19 protein-coding genes are annotated in these 19,636 nt (G+C 69.8%); 12 read left to right on the top strand and 7 right to left on the bottom strand.

Annotated features, from left to right (window positions below; all coding sequences use genetic code 11):
• Window positions 1-46: 46 nt before the first annotated feature.
• From BM076_RS31820 to BM076_RS35860, 5 genes are all read right to left on the bottom strand, one after another.
• Window positions 47-601, bottom strand: coding sequence for a GAF domain-containing protein (locus BM076_RS31820; RefSeq protein ID WP_245796579.1), 555 nt, complete (start codon window positions 599-601; stop codon window positions 47-49).
• Window positions 598-1,224, bottom strand: a complete 627-nt coding sequence (locus BM076_RS31815) for a GTP-binding protein (protein WP_093717219.1) — start codon at window positions 1,222-1,224, stop codon at window positions 598-600. Before BM076_RS31815 ends, BM076_RS31820 begins: the two co-directional genes overlap by 4 nt.
• Entirely contained in the window at window positions 1,221-1,607 is a 387-nt protein-coding gene (locus tag BM076_RS31810) for a DUF742 domain-containing protein (RefSeq protein WP_177246708.1), read from the bottom strand. Before BM076_RS31810 ends, BM076_RS31815 begins: the two co-directional genes overlap by 4 nt.
• Window position 1,608: 1 nt before the next feature.
• The gene (locus BM076_RS31805) at window positions 1,609-2,097 is read right to left on the bottom strand and encodes a roadblock/LC7 domain-containing protein (protein WP_177246707.1); all 489 of its coding nucleotides are present in this window, start codon (window positions 2,095-2,097) and stop codon (window positions 1,609-1,611) included.
• Between the two features lie 71 nt (window positions 2,098-2,168).
• Window positions 2,169-3,842 (bottom strand): ATP-binding protein, encoded by a 1,674-nt coding sequence (locus tag BM076_RS35860; RefSeq protein ID WP_177246706.1) that lies wholly within the window; start codon window positions 3,840-3,842, stop codon window positions 2,169-2,171.
• 242 nt (window positions 3,843-4,084) lie between these two features.
• Between BM076_RS35860 and BM076_RS31800 the strand changes: the two genes are divergently transcribed.
• From BM076_RS31800 to BM076_RS31780, 4 genes are all read left to right on the top strand, one after another.
• Entirely contained in the window at window positions 4,085-5,251 is a 1,167-nt protein-coding gene (locus BM076_RS31800) for a helix-turn-helix domain-containing protein (protein ID WP_177246705.1), read from the top strand.
• A gap of 9 nt (window positions 5,252-5,260) precedes the next feature.
• On the top strand, window positions 5,261-5,704 hold the full coding sequence (locus tag BM076_RS31795; RefSeq protein WP_093717216.1) for a GNAT family N-acetyltransferase: 444 nt from the start codon (window positions 5,261-5,263) through the stop codon (window positions 5,702-5,704).
• Window positions 5,705-6,266: 562 nt separating this feature from the next.
• The gene (locus BM076_RS31785; RefSeq protein ID WP_177246704.1) at window positions 6,267-7,667 is read left to right on the top strand and encodes a helix-turn-helix domain-containing protein; all 1,401 of its coding nucleotides are present in this window, start codon (window positions 6,267-6,269) and stop codon (window positions 7,665-7,667) included.
• 94 nt (window positions 7,668-7,761) lie between these two features.
• Window positions 7,762-8,355 (top strand): 2'-5' RNA ligase family protein, encoded by a 594-nt coding sequence (locus BM076_RS31780; RefSeq protein ID WP_093717213.1) that lies wholly within the window; start codon window positions 7,762-7,764, stop codon window positions 8,353-8,355.
• 340 nt (window positions 8,356-8,695) lie between these two features.
• On the opposite strand, the gene BM076_RS31775 is transcribed toward BM076_RS31780, so the two are convergent.
• On the bottom strand, window positions 8,696-9,508 hold the full coding sequence (locus tag BM076_RS31775; protein WP_093717212.1) for a hypothetical protein: 813 nt from the start codon (window positions 9,506-9,508) through the stop codon (window positions 8,696-8,698).
• Complete coding sequence (locus BM076_RS37770; protein WP_245796578.1) at window positions 9,505-10,647, bottom strand: C40 family peptidase; 1,143 nt, start codon at window positions 10,645-10,647, stop codon at window positions 9,505-9,507. Before BM076_RS37770 ends, BM076_RS31775 begins: the two co-directional genes overlap by 4 nt.
• 382 nt (window positions 10,648-11,029) lie before the next feature.
• On the opposite strand from BM076_RS37770, the gene BM076_RS37765 reads away from it, so the two are divergent.
• From BM076_RS37765 to BM076_RS31730, 8 genes are all read left to right on the top strand, one after another.
• Entirely contained in the window at window positions 11,030-11,407 is a 378-nt protein-coding gene (locus BM076_RS37765; protein ID WP_245796577.1) for a hypothetical protein, read from the top strand.
• A 112-nt stretch (window positions 11,408-11,519) separates the two neighbouring features.
• Window positions 11,520-12,230, top strand: coding sequence for a hypothetical protein (locus tag BM076_RS31760; protein WP_245796576.1), 711 nt, complete (start codon window positions 11,520-11,522; stop codon window positions 12,228-12,230).
• A gap of 37 nt (window positions 12,231-12,267) precedes the next feature.
• Complete coding sequence (locus BM076_RS31755) at window positions 12,268-13,734, top strand: hypothetical protein (protein WP_143120694.1); 1,467 nt, start codon at window positions 12,268-12,270, stop codon at window positions 13,732-13,734.
• A 28-nt stretch (window positions 13,735-13,762) separates the two neighbouring features.
• Window positions 13,763-15,265, top strand: coding sequence for an SCO6880 family protein (locus tag BM076_RS31750; protein ID WP_245796575.1), 1,503 nt, complete (start codon window positions 13,763-13,765; stop codon window positions 15,263-15,265).
• A gap of 2 nt (window positions 15,266-15,267) precedes the next feature.
• Entirely contained in the window at window positions 15,268-16,626 is a 1,359-nt protein-coding gene (locus BM076_RS31745) for an ATP/GTP-binding protein (RefSeq protein WP_093717210.1), read from the top strand.
• Window positions 16,623-18,443, top strand: coding sequence for a type IV secretory system conjugative DNA transfer family protein (locus BM076_RS31740; protein WP_093717209.1), 1,821 nt, complete (start codon window positions 16,623-16,625; stop codon window positions 18,441-18,443). Before BM076_RS31745 ends, BM076_RS31740 begins: the two co-directional genes overlap by 4 nt.
• A complete protein-coding gene (locus BM076_RS31735) occupies window positions 18,437-19,051 on the top strand; it encodes a hypothetical protein (protein ID WP_093717208.1) in 615 nt (204 codons plus the stop codon). Before BM076_RS31740 ends, BM076_RS31735 begins: the two co-directional genes overlap by 7 nt.
• Window positions 19,052-19,073: 22 nt before the next feature.
• Window positions 19,074-19,592, top strand: a complete 519-nt coding sequence (locus BM076_RS31730; RefSeq protein ID WP_177246703.1) for a hypothetical protein — start codon at window positions 19,074-19,076, stop codon at window positions 19,590-19,592.
• The last annotated feature ends 44 nt before the right edge of the window (window positions 19,593-19,636 follow it).

Raw genomic sequence — 19,636 nt, 5'->3', positions numbered from 1 at the left:
TGTCCTCCTCCAGATGGTCGGCAGCAACAGAGTTGGTGGCGGTGCGTCAGGTGATGAGGCCGGTGGCGCGGGCGCGGTCCCGGATGATGCCCACCACCTCGTCGCGGATGGCGTTGACCAGGAGGAGGTTGGGGTCTGCGGTCTCTTCGGGGAGCTGCTCGGGGCCGATGAAGCAGACGGTGCCGAGCGACAGGCCGAACTCGGGCACTCTCAGCGGGGATCCGCTGTAGGTGCGCACCCCGAGCTGGTCGACGACGACATTCGACCTGAAGTGGGGGTGTGCGCAGACGTCGGGCAGGACCATCGCGACCGGGCGGTTGACGACGCCGGGGCAGAAACCGTGATTGCGGGCCATGGTCCGGTCCACGGGCGGGGCGCCGGCGGCGACATACAGGCCGGCGAAGTGCTGCTTGTCCTTGGTGAAGAAGTTGACCATGGCCCACGGCTGGGCGGCCTTTTCGCCGAGGTCGGTGGCGATCTCGTCGCATTCCGGGTCGGCATCGACGTCCAGGCCAAGCTCGCGGAGCAGCGCGGCGCGCCGGTCGTCGTCGGGGTCGGGCGAGAACACGCGCGCGCCGATGCCGGGATCGTAGGTGGTCACGCGGGGGCTCCAAGGGGCGAGGGGGCGGCGTGCGGGAGGCTGTGCAGGGCGTGGCGCACGAGGGCGGACAGCGTGGCGGTGGCCGAGGTCCGCGAGCGGGCGTCGCAGAGCACGACGGGCACGCGCGGCTTCAGCTCCAGGGCGTCGCGGACCTCGTCGACGTGGTAGCGGTCGGCGCCGTCGAATTCGTTGACGGCGACGATGAAGGGCAGGCGGCGTGCCTCGAAGTAGTCCAGGCACGCGAAGCTGTCCTCAAGGCGCCGGGTGTCGGCCAGGACGACCGCTCCGATCGCCCCTGCGGCCAGGCCGTCCCACAGGTAGGTGAACCGTTCCTGGCCGGGGGTGCCGAACACGTACAGCGTCAGCAGGTCATCGGGTCCGCCGAAGGTGATGCGCCCGAAGTCGAAGGCGACCGTGGTGGTCGCCTTCGACTCCACACCGGTCAGGTCGTCGGTGGCGGCGCTGGCGACGGTGAGCTTCTCCTCCGTGGTCAGCGGCCGGATCTCGGAGACGGAGGCGACCAGCGTGGTCTTCCCGACGGCGAGGGCCCCGGCGACGAGGATCTTGACCGCGGTCGAGGTGGGCCGTGCGGCCTGCTGCACGGTGCGTCCTTCCTTGATCACGGCTGCCGGTCCAGTGCGTCCAGTCCGGCCAGGACCCGGCGCAGGACGGCCGGGTCGCGGCCGGGGGCGGGCGCGGCGGCCGGCATGGCCAGGGCGCCTGTGTCCAGCAGGTCGGAGACCAGGACGCGTGCGGCCCACACCGGGCGGCCGATCGTGTGGGCGGCCTCGGCGACGGAGATGCTCCGGATGGAGCAGGCGGCAAGGATCTGTGCCTCCTCGGCCGAGACCGGTCGCCGGGCGGTGTGACGGCCGGGCACGAGCTGGGCTTCCAGGCGCAGGTCACGCGTGGTCTGCACCCGCCCGCGGGTGATGGCGTAGGTCCGTGGTTCGCGCGGGATCGGCTCGGCTACGGCGGCCGGGTTGCGGCTGGTCGGGACGGCCATCTCACCGCTCACCACCGTCGGCGATGCCGGGGAAAGGGTGGCGGGCGACGCCGCCTTCCTCGATGGCGTCGCGTGCGGGGGTTGCCAGGTGCGACCTGACGCTGCGCACGAGCGTGGCCATTTCATGGCCGACGATCGTGGGGTTGGTCTCTTGGGTGCTGACGACGATCAGCAGTGTTCCTTCGGCTGCGGCCATCACGAACGTCCTCCGGCTGGAGGTGTCGTAGAGCGCCTGCCGCAGCACTTCGTCGTCGTCGCCTCCCACGACGGCCCGCATGCCGAGCGCGACGGAGTGCATGCCGGCGCCCACCGCCGCGAGGCGGTCGGCGTCGTCGCGCCCCAGGCCGGACATGGCCTTCATCAGGCCGTCGGTGGTGGCCAGGATGGCGGCGGTCACCCCGCTGGTGCGGCTGCGGAAGTTGTCCAGGAGCCAGGTGAGATCGGCGGTCGACTCGTCGACAGCGGCCGGATGCTGCTCTGCGATATGCACGGGGTTCTCCACGCGGTCGGATCGGGGCGTCGCCGCTGCGATGGGGACGGCACCGGCAGGACGGGGCTGGGTCACGGTCGTTCCGGATCGGGCACGGCACCCCGGGACGGCGTGCTGGCTGCGCCCTCCTGGGTTCCGGCGAGGAAGGCGCCGATCAGCCCGGGGGCGATCTCGCCCGTATCGGAGGGGGCGGTGTGCACGGCTGCGGCGGTATCGGCGGGCTGCGACCGCCGGCGCCGCGGAAGGTGCGGGCGCGTCCCCCCGCCTTCGGTCGGGGCCGATGCGCGGCGGTGCTCCGGCAGCGGGCCGCCGGGCGGCGGCGCCGGCGAAACCTCGGCCGGCACCGGGGGTCTTGGCGCCGGTCCCGTCGGCCGGGGGACGGGGCGGATACCCCCGGCGTCCAGGCCGGTGTGCTGGGCGGCGGGCATGGCGGGTGGTTCGTCGGCGGGCTGCAGGAGGAGCTTGGCGGGCACGGTCACCTCCGCCCGGGTGCCGCGCTCGCCGCACGGGAACAGGACGATCGACAGCCCGAACCGGGCGGCCAGCTTCGCGCACACCACCAGGCCGATCCGCCCCTCGGTCAGCCGGTCGCGGACCACGACGGGATCTGGGTCGGCCAGCAGGGCGTTGTTCGCCAGGAGATCGTCCGGCGGCATGCCCAGCCCGCGGTCGACGACGGAGATCACCAGACCGGCCGATGTGACAGTGCCTCCGACCTCGACGTTGTCCCCGCTGAAGCGCGTTCCGTTCTCCAGCAGTGCGGCAATGATGTGGATCAGCGACGGGCGGAGGTAGGGGACGACCTCCACACCGGCAATCGCAACGATGTCCACCCGGCTGAAGTGCTCTGTCTCGGAATTGGCCTGCCGCAGGACCGTGCCGAGCGCTCCCGGCCCGCTGTGCTGCGGGAGTTCACCGCCGGCCAGCACCAAAATCGAGTCGGCGTCCCGGCGGATCAGGTTGGCCCGGTGGTCAGTGGCCAGCACCATCCGCAGGCCCGCCGGATTCTCGGTGATGTTCTCCAGCCCCTGGAGTTCGACCATCATGCGGTTGGCCGCCGAATGCAGACGCCGCGCGAAGCTCGCGAAGACCTGCAGCTCCGCACCCGCGGTGTCGGTATTGACCGCTGCCGCCTGTGCCAGGGAGTCCCGGACCGTGTGGCCGAGCAGCGTCAAGTCGCGGTGGACGTCGCCGAACCGCCCGTACTGGTCGGCGGGAAGAGCGGGAAACGGGGGCCGGGCGGGTACACGCCCCCTGCGGATTCCCGCGAGCAGCTCGCCGACTTCGTCAACGGTCCCGGCGACCAACTGCTGGTAGAACCACAACCACTGGTCGACGAGCCGCCCGTACTCCTCGTCGCGCGCTGTGCCCCGCGCGGCCAAGGCGGCGCGCTCGGCGGCCAGCGCGGCACGGGCATCGCGCAGCAGCCCCGCGCTGTCCGCCAGCGTCTGGCCGGCCCCCCGCCAGACGTTCGCGGTCCGCTCGACGAGCGCGGTCACCTCCGCGGCGTCCGCGGCCGAGCGCCGGCCGGCCTCACTGGCCAGCAGTGCCGCAATCGCGCGGACGCTCCGCCGCACAGCAACACCCGCCCCCGCCAACCCGGCCGCAGTCACGGCGAGGGCCACCGGCGCGCCGACGGCATGCCCGACTGCCGCCGAACCGGCCCACACCAGCCCGGGAACAGCCGCCCACGCCAGGACCGGACCTGCCACCCGGCGGCCCAAGCGCACCGCAGCGTCGGACACCGGCCCGGCATCCCCGGGGACAGGGCCGGCAGACGCGGGCTCGACGCGGTGACGGACGGAACCAGCTCGACGGGACATCACAGACCTCGGCACAAGTCGACGGGAACCAGCGACTTCGACGGAGTCGCTGCGAGTGATCGCGGTAGGCAACTAGCGTTACCGGTGTGGCGGGTCAGCCACAGAGGGAACGTGTCCCCGGGTGTCCCCAGCCCTGGGGACACGCGGGACACGGTGGGGGTGCCGTGAGCACCGACGAGGACTTCAGCGCAGCGCTGCGACGGCTGCGTGCGAACCGTTCGGTTCGCGCCGTCGCGGACCTCGCAGCTGTCAGCAAGACCCACATCAGCGCCATGGAAGCGCGCCAACGGCTGCCCACCCCGGCAATCGCCGAAGCGCTCGACCGGGCCCTGGGCGCCGACGGTGAACTCATCGCCCTGGCCGCGAAGCACGCTCCGACGCCCATCGGCGCCCAGGCGGACGTGCTGCACCGCAGCATCTCCGAGGCGTTGACGGCAGCGGGCCCGATGACGGACGCCGGCATCCGGGACTGGGAGTACACCGTCGCGCTGCACGGGAAGAGCACCCGCTGGCGGCCCGAGTCCGAACTTCTCCCCGACCTGCTGAGCGACATCGCCGACCTGCAGCGCATCCTCAACCACCGCCATACGCCCCAGGCCCGGCGCCGCCTGACGACATGCCTGGCACAGCTCGCCGGGCTGATCGCGCTCACCCTGCTCAAGACGGGAGACCCGGGGGCACGCGACTGGTGGAGGACCGGACGCGCCGCCGCCAACGCCGCCGAGGACCGGGCGACGCTGAGCTGGATATACGCGCAGCAGGCGTATCAGCTCTACTACGACGGCGACCTCAGGGGCGCCCTCGAACTGGCCGGACACGCCCAATACGTCGTCGGCGGCCTGCCCTGCGTCGGACCCGCCCTCGCCGCACCTTTGGAAGCACGTGCCCACGCCGTCCTCGGGCGGCACGACCGCGCCGCGGCTGCTCTCGCCGCCGGACGGACCGCGCTCGACCGCCTCGACCCCGCCCAGCAAATCGCAAGCGCCCTCGGCTACACCGACGCGCACTGGCACTTCCACGCCGGCGACGCCTGGACGAGCCTCGCCGACACCGCCCGCGCCCGGGACGAGCTGGGCCGCGCCGTGCAGCTGTACCCCGACAGCGACTTCACCGACCGGGCGCTGATCCAGCTCGACCTGGCAGCCTGCCACGTCGCCGACCGCGACCCGGAAGCCGCCGCCGACCTCGCCAGACAGACCGTGCTCGGTCTCCCTGCCGCTCACCGGTCCGCGCTGATCATCTACCGTGCCCAGCAGGTGGCCGGTACGGTTCCCGAAGGAACAGCTCGCCGGGCGCTGGACCAGGCACTCATGCGGCCCGGAGCCGAATAGGAGCAGCACGTGCACATCGAGAGGGCCACAGCCGATGACACCGAGGCCATCGCGTCGATACTCGGCGAGATCGAGGCGTATTACGGCGGCAAGGACACCCCGCCAGACCCGGCACAGGTCCGCCAAGCACTCTTCGGCCCCGGCCCCGCAGCGACCGTGCTCCTCGCCCGCGAAGGTGACACCGTGCTCGGCCTGGCGTCCATCTCCTTGCTGTGGCCGGCAGCCGGCGCCGAAGCGTCGGTGTACCTGAAGGAACTGTTCGTCCGTGAAGGCGCACGGCGGCGTGGGGTGGCCCGACAGCTGATGACGGCCGTACGCGACGAAGCAACCGCACTCGGCTGCACCCGTGTTGAATGGACCGCCGACCGCGACAACCCGGCCGCCCTCGCCTTTTACGCCGGACTCGGCTTCACCGAACACAACGGCAAGGCGTTCTACCGGTGGGCAACGTAACGCGCGGGCGGTGATCATTCCTGTGCCCCCGACAGCCTGGTCAGCACGGTGCGTAGGCGGTCGAGGTGGCCCGTGATCGGGGCGAGCACCGCAGCGGTGCTTTCCCATATCGCGACCAGCCCGTCAGGGCGCTTGGGGATGCGGACAGTCAGCGGCAGCCGGATGAACTGCCGGGGCGCACGGCAGGGCGTCTGATGGGCAGTTGGCGTGTCGGATGTCATCGGTCCTCGAAGGGCATCGCGGAAGGGAAAGGGAACGCAGGCAGACGACGACTGGTCACCGGGACCTGACGCTCCCTCCTGGCCGACCGGGAAGCGTCAAGAGGGCGACGGCGTTCGCCGCGCCTCGGGGGAGCTGCGCGGGCGCGCGCGGAGTTGTCGAGCTGATTCACCGCGACCTTCGCCGACTGGGGGTGGAGGGGCGCCTGGTGCGCCGTTCGCTCAGGGGGAAGAGCCTCCGGGAAGCAAGTGACGAAACCAATTCGTTCAGTAATATCGGGCCATTGGGTTTTGAATGGGTCTGTGAGCAGCGCGGACTTGACGCAGATTCACGGAGGGAAACCGTGGCCGACCAGTGCCTGGACTGTGGTGCGCGCCTGAGCCGCTACAGCAGCCTGCCGCGGTGTGGCGCATGCACCCGGGCCCGCGTGCTTCCTGTCGGCATCTGGTCGCAGCCCGCGGTGATCGCGGCGCTGGCGGAGTGGGACTTCGGCCGCCTGTTCCGTATCGTGAGAGAGACCGCCAGGATCAGCCAGGGCACGCTCGCGGAACTGACGGGCCTGACCCAGGGCACCATCAGCCAGATCGAGGCCAACTCGCGGCGCCTGACTCACATCGACCGTATCCGCGACGTCCTGCGCACACTTGGCGTTCCCGAGGACATCTCGCCCTTGGCCACGGCACCGCCGGTACGGCCGGAGACGGTTTGGGAGTCACCGGCCGACGTGGCGTTACGGCTCGCCGAAACCCTGACCACGAATACCGATCCACTCGTTCTGCCTGCGTTCTCCGCAGCCATTCAGGCTGTCGTTTCCCGGTACGACACCCTGGGGCCGTCGGCGCTCGCTCCAGACCTGGTCCGGCTGCGCCGTCAGCTCCAGCGCCTGCTGGAAGACCGTCAACCACCGTCCGTGCGACGGGAGTTGTTCAAGCTCGCCGGACAGGCCGCCGCGCTGCTGGCCTACATGGCGGTCAACGCCGATCGCGTGCAGCTGGCCGACGCCTACAACGTGGAGGCCATGGCGCTGGCCTCCGAGACCGACGACTTGGATCTGAAGATGTGGATCCACGGCACCCGCTCCCTGCGGCACTACTACGCCGGCGACTACGCAGCGGCCCTGCACACAGCGCGCACCGGAATCGCTCTCGCCCCCAACCGCGCCCAGGCCATCCGGCTCCTCGCCAACGGAGAAGCCCGGGCGCTCGCCCGGCTCGGCGACCGCGCCTCCGCTCACCGCGCCCTCGGCCGGGCCGAGGAGTTGTCCGCCCATCACGACGTCCCTGACGAACTGACGCCGTGCATCTCGCTGGACCCGTACGGTGTGATCCGAACCCGCGCCAACGCCGCCACCGCCCGCCTGGCGCTGGGCGAAACAGACCGCGTCCTGCAACTGGCCTCGCAGATCACCCGGTCACCGGCAGATCCGTGGAGCCGGGCCCTGGTCACCCTCGACGCCGCGACCGCCCACCTGGACACCCCGGACGTGGAAGAGGCAATGGCCCTCGGTGCCGCGGCCCTTGCGCAGTCGGCCGGACCGCCGATCCTGTCCGTCGTCGCCCGTGCGCACGAACTCGGCGAACGCGCGCGCATGCGGTGGCCCGGACTTCCCGCAGTCGTCGACTTCACCGAGGTGCTGCGCGCTTGGACCGCGGCCCCGGACGTCGCCAGCCTCGGATGGTCTGCCACCATGAGCCCATCGATATCCCGGGGAAAGGCAGCACGTGCGGATCGGCCCAGCAGTTGACCCGACAGCCTTTCCTGCCGCACCGCCTCCCGACCCCGACAGCCCGCAGTCGGTAGCTACGCATGACTGGGAAGCCTTCCGGCGTATCAAGACCATGATCAACCACTGGGACCGGCCGGGCTGGACCAGCACGACGCGTGCGTACTACTGGCTCATCCCCATTGCGACCAAAGCCCTTGCCGATCAGGCGGAGCAGAGCCAACAGGCCCTTGCCGGCATGGGATTCGATCCCATCGACCGTACCGGTCTGCACCTGACACTCGGCCGGATCGGACTCGCTGAAGACATCACAGATCAGCACCTCACCCAACTGATCGAATGCTCCGCGAAGGGTCTGCCGCCGGCGGCAACTGCGCACGCAATCCCCATGGCCGGCTCACGCGGCGCTGTCCGCTACAGCCTCGCCCCCTGGACGCCGGTCCTACGCCTCCACCAGTACCTCGACACCGCCGTACGCGCTACGGGACTGCGCGGGCTCGGCCCGACAGCACGGTTGCGCCCGCACATCGGGATCGCATACTCGCATCGCGTTCAAGACGCCGGGCCAGTCCAGGCGGCGGTGGAGGCGCTCCGGTGCCTGCCCGCGATGCCGGTACGCGTGGACCGGGCAGTTCTGGTCCTGCAGCGACGGGAACCGGGCGCCTACCGGTGGGACGTTCTCCACGAACTCCTGCTGCCCGAAGCGTGAAGCGACGGCAGCTCGTGCACGTCGACCGTTGAGAGCAGACGCCGTCCTCCTGCTGGACTACTAGGTGATGGCGCGATGATCGACTTGTAGGGCAGCGTTAGCGGCAGAACCGTGTGGGGGAATCGCCGAATGGCGTACCGGCCAAGCTGGCGAGAAGGTCATCGGCGACTGCTGCGTCGTGTGCGGAGCGCGATCCACAGTAGTCCGACCGCTGCGACACTGAGAGCCTGAATCGCGGCCACGGCTCCACCCGGTACGGTGCCTACCTTCGCGGCAGCCAAGACGCCACCCACGAGCATGGCGTACGGGAGAAGAAGGAGAATCGTTCGCGGGTTCACGTCTACTCCTGCTGGTGTGTGACGGCCGTCAGCTGTCGATGCCGGCGGTGGACGTTCTGGAGTGCTTGATCCGAGCCTGGGGCGTTGACCGTTTGGATGAGAGACGTGATTATCCCGACCGTTGCCAGAGCGTCGGCCTGAGGCAATTGACCCCAGCACCAAATCGTGTTGGCCAGCATCGGGATGATCACAGGATCGGTGGACCCGAAGCGATCACGCCAAGCCTGAGTGATGAACGACCAAATTTGCAAGCCATATAGGTAGTCGCCGTTAGTAAGGGCGATGTCGCCCCGTACGACTCCAGTTGCGACGACGGTCGGGTGGCGGGATCCCATAGTCTGGGACAATTCCTGGATGATCTCGTCGACGCAGGTCACAGCGTCTTCAATGCGGCCGCAAGCTACGGTCTCACACGCAGACTTCAGCCGGCTGCGGTGCGGCTCCGGCAGGCTGTCGTAGGGGCGGTTGAGGTCCAGCGTCTCAGCGCGTGGTGCGGGCGGTACCGCGCGGTGGCCGGGCGACGCGGCCGGGCTGAATGGAATGGGCCGCTTCTTTGTGTAGCGGGCGTCAGGTGTAGCCGCGGGCTGGCTCGTGCCGTCCGGGTGTACGACGATGGCGATGGAGTAGTTGGCCTGCTTGTCGGTGATGGTGGCGGCGACGGTTGTTTCGAGGGCTGCTGCATCGAGGCGGAGGTGGTCGAGCACGCCTTCGTGCAGTGAGGCGCCCGGTGGCGGCACGAAGTGTTCGCCGTCGATGGTGCAAATGCCGTCGGCGGCTATGTGCACGTCAATGGTGGGTTGCGGCCGGATCTTCATGTGATTCCCTTCGGTATGGGGAGGGTGCTGGTGCCGGCTGCGTCCGGGAAGGCTGGCTCGGCCCAGCCGCGGTAGCGAAGCCGCCAGTGTCCGTTGGTGAGTTCGCGGCGGTGGACGATGGCAATGGCCCCCTCGCCGCTGAAAGTGTCGAGTACGTCATTGCTTGCGACCAGGTCGCCCCCGAGATAGAGGGCGACGTGGCCGACATTGTGGTTGTCGTAGAACAGGAGGGCTCCGGGGGGCGGCCTGCCGTCTCCCGGGTGCGCGAGTCCTGCGCCGACTAGGCGGTTCCAGTGGACATCGGCAGTCGCCGAGCCGGAGGAGCCGTACCCGTACGCCTGCGCCACGAAGTTGTCGCAGCGTCGGTACCAGCCCGGTCTCCCCGCCTCTGCGCGCGCTGCCGCGATTGCCTGCGAAGGGCTTCTCGGAGTGCGGGTGGTGAGGACTGCTGTCGGATCGGCAGTGGCGGTGTCGTCGCATCCGGTGGTGATCGACGTGACCGCGTAGGTGCCCCATGCCGTGGTCACGAGTGCGCCCGCGGCCTGCTCCCACTTGGCGTACGCCCCGGGTGCGGCACTTCGCTCGACTGCTTGGGCGGCCCGTGAGAGGGGCATCGTCTGCCAGTTGCGGATCTTAAGCAGAGCGTCGAAGAAGGCGTTCGTCGCGTACACGGGATCCGTGAGCTGCGCGGGCGTGCCCCATCCCTGGCTGGGCCGCTGCTGGAAGAGGCCGAGCGAGTCGCGGTCGCCGTCATCGAGGTTGTTGAGGCTGGATTCCTGGATCGCTGTGGCTACCGCTATGACCGCGCCTCGCGGCGGTACGGACCGAGTGCGGGCGACGGCTGTGATCGTTGTCGCGTTGCGGAGCTGCTCCCTGGTCCACCGGGCCGTCTGCTGGGGCCCGATGGGCTTGAGCGGAACAGTGACTTGACCGTGAGTGGGCAGCGTTCGGCGACCGAGCTTCACCGGATCGCCCGGCGGGCCGGCGCCCCCCGAACCCGGTGGAAGCGACTGGAGGACCGTGGAGCACGTCCGGGCGTTGGCTCTGCCTGTGGTGCCGGAGGCCACCAGCACGCACAGCGCGAGAAGTCCCAGGCCAGCGGCGACGACCGCCCCGAAGAGACCGACAGCAGTTTTCATGGAGTCCGCCAATGAACATTTACGTCGTGTCTTGCTGTTAAAGCATATGTCTCGACGGAGTGCCACCAGTCGCGACGCCCGGTCGGGTGTGCCGGTGTGCTCGAAGCCACTTGACGATCAACCTTGGGCGGAGGTGGGCCTGCGGGGCAGTCCCCTTCCCCGGGTCCACTGATCTGGTCCTTCCTTCCCGTCCCCGGGCTGGGTGAATGGTGCGAAGCGTTCCCCCAGTGCTGTCGGCGGAGCGTGCTCGCGGCCGACGGGTCGTGGCCGACGCAAGGTCACGACCATCGGGGATAGACATCAACACTTGTTTATGAGGATTCATATATGTACGGTGTCCTTCTATTGCCGCGTGCCCAATCCAGCGGGGCAGGAGGGGCAGATGTCTGTTGCGCACAGCGTGTTGTCGATGGCTGCCGACGGGAGCATCGGTGTGCTGGTCGACGGCCCGAAGCCCGGTGGAAGCGGCGGGAGCGGCGGCATCGGCTCCCTGGTGAACGGGCTCTCGCCTGACTGGGGACCGTTCGGCGCTCTTGGCGCCACTGCGCGTACGGTGATCCAGGCGCTCATGGCGGGGGTTCTCGTGGCGCTGCTGGGCCGCGCGATCGTCTCCGCTTTCTCGATGAAGATCGGGGAGCGCGAGCACGACACGGCGCAGGTCTCCAAGGGGAAAAAGGACCTCGCTGGCGCCCTCGTCGGAGCTTTTGTCGTGGCCAGCCTTGGCACGGTCTTCACGATCGTCTACGGCATGGGGATCTGACATGGCCCCAAGCCCACGCCCTCCAGCCGCCGGCCGTGGCGGAACCCGTTTCATCGGCCCGGATGACAGGGACGTTGCCGTCGGCACGCGCCCGTGGTGGCGCAGCGCCGCGATGGCCGGCGTCGCCTTCGTGCTTCTGGTGATCATCGCGCTTGTGGTCCGTACTGGAGGTGGCGACGGCAGGACCACGCCCGAGCCCGGCGGCGTCCGTACTCCGTCCACGGTTCCGGCCCCGGACACCGGGGCTGGAGGAAACTCGGCGATCTCGCCGCTGCGGCTCAACAACGGTGTGCCGGTGGGGTATCCGCATAGCTGTGGGGGCGCCACATGGGCTGCCGTGAACTTCGAGGTCGCCCGGTCCTCCGCGTCGTACTTCACCGACGCCGAGACGCGGCACCGGGTGATCGACGCGATCGCGGCGCGCTCCGCGCGCGACAGCCTGACGCGAAACGACGACACCGGCATGAAGCAAGTGCTCTCCTCCTTGGGCATCACGGCCGCGAACCGGGACACGCTCGTGGCTCGGGCTGCGGCCCTCGGGACCAGGACCGTTACCTGCTCCCCTGCGGTGGCGACCGTCGATGTGTGGATGGCCGGCCTGGTCGGCGCGACTGCCGCCGACGCCCCCCTGCCGGTGTCGGCGTCGTGGGCGACCTACACCCTGACGCTCCAGTGGGAAGACGCCGACTGGCGTCTGACCACGGTGAGTTCGGTCCCCGGACCCACGCCGCTGGACACAGGCGGTGACGGCACCCGCCCCTCCTCCACCGAGGAGTTCCGTACCGCAGATCGGGACTTTGATGCGCCCCCGTATATCGGCTGACGGCCTGGAGCGGCTGCGCCTGCGGATCCTGTGGATCGTGGGCCTGACCGCCACGGTCCAGGTGTTCGCCGGGTACGGGCAGCCAGCGCAGGCGAATGGATTCTCCGACTGGTCGTGCAGCCACATCCCGTTCGCCGACAAGGTTTGTGCGACCGTCGAGGCGACGAACAAGGGAGTCGACTTCCTCAGTGACCCCATGGGGTACATCGCCCAGTTCGTTAACAATGCGGTGACCAGCCTCTTCACCGAGTTGATCAAGGCTCTGCTGTCGACCACGACGATCGACTGGAACGACGCGGGATTTCTCCGTACGTACTCGATGGCTTTCGCAGCCTCGACGGTGCTCACGGTGATCTTGTGGCTGATCGCGGTGGCGAAACGCTCGCTCCAGGGGGTCGACCCGCTCCGGGCTGCGACAGAGTCCGTCGGCTACCTGCTGATCTCGGTGATCGTATCCGCGCTGGCGCCGGCCGTGATCGCGATCGTGACCGCGCTGTTCGACCAGGCCGCGAACGCGATGCTGGCCCCGGCGGCCGGCGACGCGGCGAGCATGGTGGTCACGGTGACCGCGGCCATGGCCGTGCTGATGTCGATTCCCGGCGGCGACGTGATCGTCATGTTCCTTGGCATGGCGATGCTCTCGGCGGTGGCGGGCGTGTGGATGGAGATGGTCATCCGCAACGCCCTCATCCTGGCGGGCCTGGTCTTCGGAGCAAGCGTCTTCAGCGGACTCGTCGACCGTGATCTGTGGCGCCACGTACGGCGGTGGGTCGGCGTCATGGGCGCGATCATCGCGAGCAAATACGTGACCTTCACGACCATCGCTCTGGCGACGGGCATGCTGGCGTCGGACGGCAGCCCCTCGGTCGGGCAGGCATTCGCGACCGTTTTCACCGCCATCGCGTTGATGTGGCTGGCACTCGTCCTGCCGTTCCAGATCGCGAAGTTCCTGCCGCTCATGGGCGATGAGGTCGCGGGCATGTACCAGGCCCGCGACGAGGCCAAGGGCCGCGTGAAGGAGGCCGGCGCGGCGGCGGGCGACACCTTCCGCGAACTGGCCGGCCGCCTCGGCGGCGGAACGGGCAAGTCCTCCTCTGGCGGCGGGAGCGCGGAGGAGGAAGAGGACGAGGCGTCGGGTGCCGAAAGCGGCGGCGCGGACGAAGTCGGCGGTAAGACCGCCCAGGGCGCTGGGAACGGCGAGGCCGGTACGGGCGACGGCGCCGCGAAGGAGTCTGCCGCCCGGGGCACCCAGGCCGCCACCACGGGCGACGACGAATCCACTGTTCCCGGCACCCGTTCGACCGGCACCGAACCCGGCGGCGACGACCGGGGGGACGGAGGGGACGGCGGCGCAGCACCCGGCGGCGAGGCGGCCGGGGCAATGCCACGGCCTTCCGGCGCTGCGAGCGCCCCAGATGCCGTACCGGGCGGTTCCACTGATTTGCCGTCAGATCCCGGCGGGAGTGACGACGGCGGCGCTGCGGGCGGAGTGGCGGCGCCATGAGCCCTGCGAACGAGCCGAGGAGGTAACGGTGTCGCGATCATTCTCTTTCCCCCGCCCCAGGCCGCGCGGACTGCTGGGCCGGAGGCTGGACGGCGACGAACAGCTCGTCCTGGGCGGCGGCCTGGTATGCGGACTGGCCGTGGCCGTCGTCGTCACCAGTCTGCCCTTGAGGATCTTCGGATTCCTCACCGTGGCAGGCGCGAGCGCGTGGATGACGCTCGCACCGTACCGGGGCCGGACCTTCCTGCGCTGGTGGGAGATCCGCCGCACGTACCGCCGGCTGCTGCGTGACGGCTCGCTGCTCTACCGCTCCCGCGCTCCGTACACAGGACGGCGGGTCGACGGGCGCCGGCCGAGAGTCGAGGTGCCGCCGGGGGTGCCTCGCGACATGGAATGGATCACCGCCAGGACTACGTTCGGGGAAATCGCGATTCTTCTGCAGCCGCGCGAGAGGCTGTTCACTGCCGTCGTCGAGGTCGAGGGCATGGGGGACTTCGGCAGTCTGGATGTGGGCGACAAGGAAGCGCTGATCAGGGCGTACGAGTTCCTGCTGCGGTCGACGGCAGACGGAGGCGGCCGCATCTGCCGACTCCAGTGGATCCTGCGGCTGGTGCCCACCGACCCCAACGCGCACGCGAGGGACGCCGCCGACCGGCGTGACCCCGCCGCGCCGCCCTGGCTCGACCAGTCCTACGCCGAATTGATCCGTACGGTCGCCGTCACGGCCGAAGACCGCCGCCTCCTGCTCGTTCTGGGCATCCCGTACACCACAGATCTTGTCGCCGAGGCCCGCCGCTATCCCAGTCTTCACGAGGGATACGCCGCCGTCCTCGGCGAAGAGATCGAGACGTTCGTCCGGAGTCTGGCGCGCGGTCAACTCCGGCTGCTGCGCACCCTCGACGAACAGGGTCTCGCGTCCTACCTTCACCACGCCTACGCGCCGAGCCACTGGATCGACGACACCACCGGCATGGACCAGGTCTCGGCCTGGCCGGCGGAAGTCGACGCCCGGGCCGCCGGGCATCTGCTCTCCCGCAGTTGGGAGTCGCCCACCGCGGGCTGGTACTCGCGTACGGCCTGGATCAAGGCGTGGCCCGTGCTGCCGGTCGGCGTGAATTTCCTGGCGCCGCTGCTCCTGTACACCCAGGACGTCATCATCACCGTGTCGGTCACGATGGATCTGGTCCCCACTGACCAGGCCATTTCCGACGCCATGGCCGATGCCACCAACGAACTCGGCCAGGCGGACAAGCGCCCAGGCAAGATTGAGGATCCGCGCGAGCAGAAGGACCAGCGCGCCACGGTCTCCACCATGCGGGACATCGCCGACGGAGCAGCCGGGATCCGCATGGTCGGCTGGGTCACCGTCACCTCCGAGAGCAAGGACGCGCTGCGCCGCGACTGCGACACGGTCCGGAACGCAGCCACCCGCAGCGGCCTGCGCCTGGAGTGGACCGATCACGAACACCACCGCGCGATCACCAACTCCTTGCCGTTCGCAGGCGGCATCCTCGCCGACGGGCGGCGCTGACCATGCTCGAACTGCTGCGACGACAGGACCAGACCCGCCGCCGGTCCATCCGCACCACCACAACGAACGCCTGCGGCCTGTACCCGGCCGTCGGCGCGGCCGGCATGGACCCGCGAGGGGTCATCATCGGCCGGGAGGCGTACAGCGGAAGGGCGTACATCTACGACCCGTTCATTCTGTACGACCCGGACGCCCGTACCCGACTGCCCAGCGGTCACGTTCTCGTGCTCGGCAAGTCCGGGCACGGGAAGTCTGCCCTGGAGAAGACCTACGTCCTGCGCCAACTCCGCTTCAAGGAACGGGCGTTCTGCGTACTGGACGCCCAGGGCGAGGACGGCACCGGCGAATGGAACGCGATCGCCAGCGAGCTGGGCATCACACCGGTCCGGCTCGTCTACGGCGGGTCCGGCCACGGCGTGCGCATCAACCCGCTCGACGAGCGGATCCCCGCCGAACACCAGCTGAAGGTGCTCGTCTCGATGATGGAGATCATCTCGGGACCGCTCGCGCCGCGAACGAAGTTCGCCGTCACCGAGGCCCACGCGCTCGCGGCGCAGGCCGCACTCAGCCAGAACCGCCCGGTGGTGCTGTCCGACGTGCTGGCCGCGCTGACCGCACCGCGCCAGGCGCTGCTCGGCCGCCAGACCGTCACCGCTGCGGAGCTGACCGCGTGGGGACAGCCGGCGGCGCTGGCGCTGGACGAACTGTGCGGCCCGGGCCGGGAGTTGGCGGGACTGTTCGACGGCCCGACGAGCGAGGGTATCGATCTCACGGCCCGCCTGATCGTGTTCGACCTGACCCGGCTGCCGCGGGAGGGAGCGGCGATGCCGCTGCTGATGGCGGCGATCGGCCCGTGGATACGGTTCGGCTGGATCAAGCCCGGCGACCGCATCAAGAGGACCTTGATCGTTGAGGAAGCCTGGCACATCCTCAGCCACCGGCCCGTCGCACGGCTCTTTGAGGAACTCATCCGGTACGGCCGCCGCCTCGGCCTCTCGTTCTGGGGCATCCTCCACCACCTGGCCGACCTGGTCCTGGCCGAAGCTCCCGAAGCAGCAGCGATCCTGAAGCTCAGCGCGACACGGGTGGTGTACCACCTGGACCGCGAGGAAGCCGAGATCACCGCCAACTATCTCGGGCTGACGGCCTGGGCACGGAAGGCCATCGCGGACGGTGCGAACGTGTGCGCCCCGGGACGGGCCATCTGGCAGGTCGGCTCGCGCATCAATCTCGTCGAACACCTCAGGACCGCCACCGAGATCCGGCTGACGGACACCAACCGTGCCATGGCCGAGCGCCGCAGCCGGACACCGGGAGACGCGGCGCCGCTGTTCCGCCTCGCCAAAGGAACGCGCCGATGATGCCCCGGCCGGCCACGCCCAACGCTGCGGGCCGTCTGCGCCTGGGGCGCGACGCCCTGTGGCTGCTTCCCCTGGCAGGGGCATTCGCGATGACGGGACTGGTGTGGCTGTCGGCGGTGCTGTCCGGCCTGCTGCAACACGGCCGCCCGGCCTCGGTGGGGTGGATGGACGCCGGCAACGGCCTCACGTCGGTCATCCGGCACCCCGGCCGGCCGGCCGCAGTGTGGCCGGGACGCGGCGTCGGCGGCCCCGCACCGTTCTGGACGGTCTTCGCGCTGCTCGCACTCGCCGCGGCACATGCCGCCTGGCGCTGGTACCGGTGGCGCACCCGCCGCGGCGCGGACGGCGCCGACGGCCGGGCCACATCGGCACAGCTCCAGAAAGCGATGGGAGAGAAGCAGGCTCTCGCCCGCGCGGCATCCCTGCGGCCCACCCTCCACAGGACGGACCCCGCCTCCATCACGGTCCGCCACGTCGCCGTCTACCTCGGCTGCTCCGATCCGTCACGCATCCACCTGTGGATCACCATCGAGGAGAGCGTCGTCCTCGTCGCGCCCCCCAGGGAAGGAAAGACCTCCCAGATCATCCTGCCCGGCATCCTGGACTTCGACGGCACCGTCCTCGCCACCAGCAGCAAGACCGACGTCCTCTACGCCACCGCCGCAGCGCGGGAGAAGCACGGGCCGGTGCACGTCCTCGACCCGACGGGCCTGTCGCAGTGGCCGCACCCGTTCCGCTGGCCGATCACATCGGGCTGCGAGGACTACCGGGTCGCCCGCAAACGCGCGGAGACCCTCGCCGCCACGACCAAAACCGAAGAAGGCACGCGAAACGGCGGATACTTCGCACTCAAGGCAAAGACGCTGATCACCTGCTGGCTGCACGCCGCAGCACTCCACCGCCGGCCCGCACTGGACGTCCTGCACTGGGCCACGGACCCGGACAACCGGGAGCCGATCGACCTGCTCGCCGCCCGCGGCCGGCACCAGCTCGCCGCAGCGCTCGCCGGCCAGCACGCCGCGGCCGACGAGGAGCGGTCGGCCGCGTGGGCCACCGCCGAGCAGTCCTTCACCGCACTGTTCGACGACGACGTGGCGGCGATCTTCGCCCCCGAACCCGGGACCGACGTATTCGACATCGAGCAGTACCTGACGCAGTCGGGAACACTCTTCCTGATCGGCGAGGACGAAGAGGGCAGCGCCCTCGCACCGCTGTATGCGGCCTTCGCCAAGGCCCTTTTCGACACGGCCAAACGCATCGCCGCGCGGAGTCCGAACGGCAGGCTTCACACGCCGCTGGGCTGCTTCCTCGACGAGGTGGCCAACATCGCGCCGCTGCCGGAAATCCCCAGCCTGCTCAGCGTCAGCGGCAGCGCGAATATTTTCATCCTGACCGTCCTGCAGGGCTACGCCCAGGCCGAGGAACGCTGGGGGCAACTGGGCGTCAGGAAGATGTTCGCCTCCAGCACCGTGAAGGTCTTCCTCGGCGGCATCAGCGACCCCGAAGAACTGAAGGGTTACAGCACCCTCACCGGTGAATTCGACGAGGACGTGGAATCCGTCTCCGAAGACGGCGGACGCATCTCGGTATCCACCTCGATCCGGCGCCGACCGGTCCTGGAACCGGCGGAGATCCGCATGGTGCCCGAGCGCGGCGGCCTGCTGCTCCATCGCCGCACACCCGCAACCCTCGTCACGTTCACCCGCGCCCACGAAGGCCCCCGGGCCGCGGAGATCAAGGCCGCGCAGCAGGCGGCCCGCGACCTCGTCGCCCGGGGCCGCGTCAGCCTCGCCAAGGACGGCGAACGGACATGGTGAGCGGAGGAGGCGGCTTCGATGCGATCTTCGCGGAACTCACCGAGATCAACGCAGAGGTCGTCCTCCTCAACGAACGCGTCGCGATCCTCGAAGAGGAAGGACCCGGCCGGGCCGGGACCCCGGACGACGGCGGCACGGCAGAGCGCCCGGCGGGTGCACCGGTGCTCTGGGCGGACCTGGAGGACGACGAACACGCCGTCCTGTGGCCACAGTTCGTCCACTGGGTCATCCGGACCGCCGACACCTACGAACTGACCACCGACCAACTGCCCCGCCAGTGCTGGTGGCTGCACGGCGCCGTCGTCGAGGAACTCACCGCCCTGTGGACCGGGCACCAGTCCGCCTACGCCGGCACCGACGACGCAGGCTCAGCCCCCTACCTGTGGCAGGACGCCCTGGCCCGCGCCATCGAACGCATCGGCCGCATCTGGCTCGGAACCTGCCGCAACGGCCAGCACAAACAGCGCCACCGCCAGCCGTGGTCGGGAGACGACCAATACCTGACCACCCTCCACCAGGCGGCCCGTCCTCACACGATCACCCTCGACTCCGGTGAGCCGCCCGACGCAGCCGGCTCCGGAACCACCCCATCACCCGGCAACACCTGACAGCCGACGAAGGAGAACACCCATGTCCATCAACCGGTACGGACTCGAAGCCCGCGCCTACTGGAAGAGGTGGCTGCCCCAGCGCTACGCCGCGCTTCCCGACCCCGCGGCCTTCTTCACCGCGCTCGGCGAGCAGGTCGAACAGCAGGCCGGCGACCTGTGGGATCAACTCGTCATCAAAGACACGCCGCCGGCAGAGGAGACCCACGAGCAGCGGGTGGGACGCCTGGGCTTGCTCAAGGCACAGGCCGAGCACGAGGTCCTCGCCGAGTTGGTCCGTCTGGAGCCCGAGCCCGGCATGGGCGTCGATGACGAGGACGGCCTGGAGAGCGACGAGCAGTTCGAGGCGCGCATGCAGCGCGTCGCCGCCCGCACCGAATGGCTGGCCGCGACCGCCGACGCGCTGATCGACGGCACCACCGCACTCGACGACCTCGACGACGCCGAACTGCGCCACCTCCTGGACTACATGACGCCCAGCTTCCTGGCGCTCCTCGGCACGTCTGTGGACGACCTGCGCGCCCGCGGGCGCCACCTGTAGGGACTCGCGTCCCCGCCCAGCACCGACACCGCACCAATGGTGGA

It is taken from the genome of Actinacidiphila alni, assembly GCF_900112845.1.
GTDB lineage: Bacteria > Actinomycetota > Actinomycetes > Streptomycetales > Streptomycetaceae > Actinacidiphila > Actinacidiphila alni.
Note: the sequence above shows the minus strand (reverse complement) of the source record. Positions and strands in the feature narration are given on the sequence as shown.

Coding starts and splice junctions, on each gene's coding strand:
- BM076_RS31810 (WP_177246708.1), bottom strand. CDS start 1,607: ATGGCCGTCCCGACCAGCCGCAACCCGGCCGCCGTAGCCGAGCCGATC.
- BM076_RS31780 (WP_093717213.1), top strand. CDS start 7,762: ATGATCAACCACTGGGACCGGCCGGGCTGGACCAGCACGACGCGTGCG.
- BM076_RS31775 (WP_093717212.1), bottom strand. CDS start 9,508: ATGAAGATCCGGCCGCAACCCACCATTGACGTGCACATAGCCGCCGAC.
- BM076_RS37770 (WP_245796578.1), bottom strand. CDS start 10,647: ATGAAAACTGCTGTCGGTCTCTTCGGGGCGGTCGTCGCCGCTGGCCTG.
- BM076_RS37765 (WP_245796577.1), top strand. CDS start 11,030: ATGTCTGTTGCGCACAGCGTGTTGTCGATGGCTGCCGACGGGAGCATC.
- BM076_RS31760 (WP_245796576.1), top strand. CDS start 11,520: ATGGCCGGCGTCGCCTTCGTGCTTCTGGTGATCATCGCGCTTGTGGTC.
- BM076_RS31745 (WP_093717210.1), top strand. CDS start 15,268: ATGCTCGAACTGCTGCGACGACAGGACCAGACCCGCCGCCGGTCCATC.
- BM076_RS31740 (WP_093717209.1), top strand. CDS start 16,623: ATGATGCCCCGGCCGGCCACGCCCAACGCTGCGGGCCGTCTGCGCCTG.
- BM076_RS31735 (WP_093717208.1), top strand. CDS start 18,437: ATGGTGAGCGGAGGAGGCGGCTTCGATGCGATCTTCGCGGAACTCACC.
- BM076_RS31730 (WP_177246703.1), top strand. CDS start 19,074: ATGTCCATCAACCGGTACGGACTCGAAGCCCGCGCCTACTGGAAGAGG.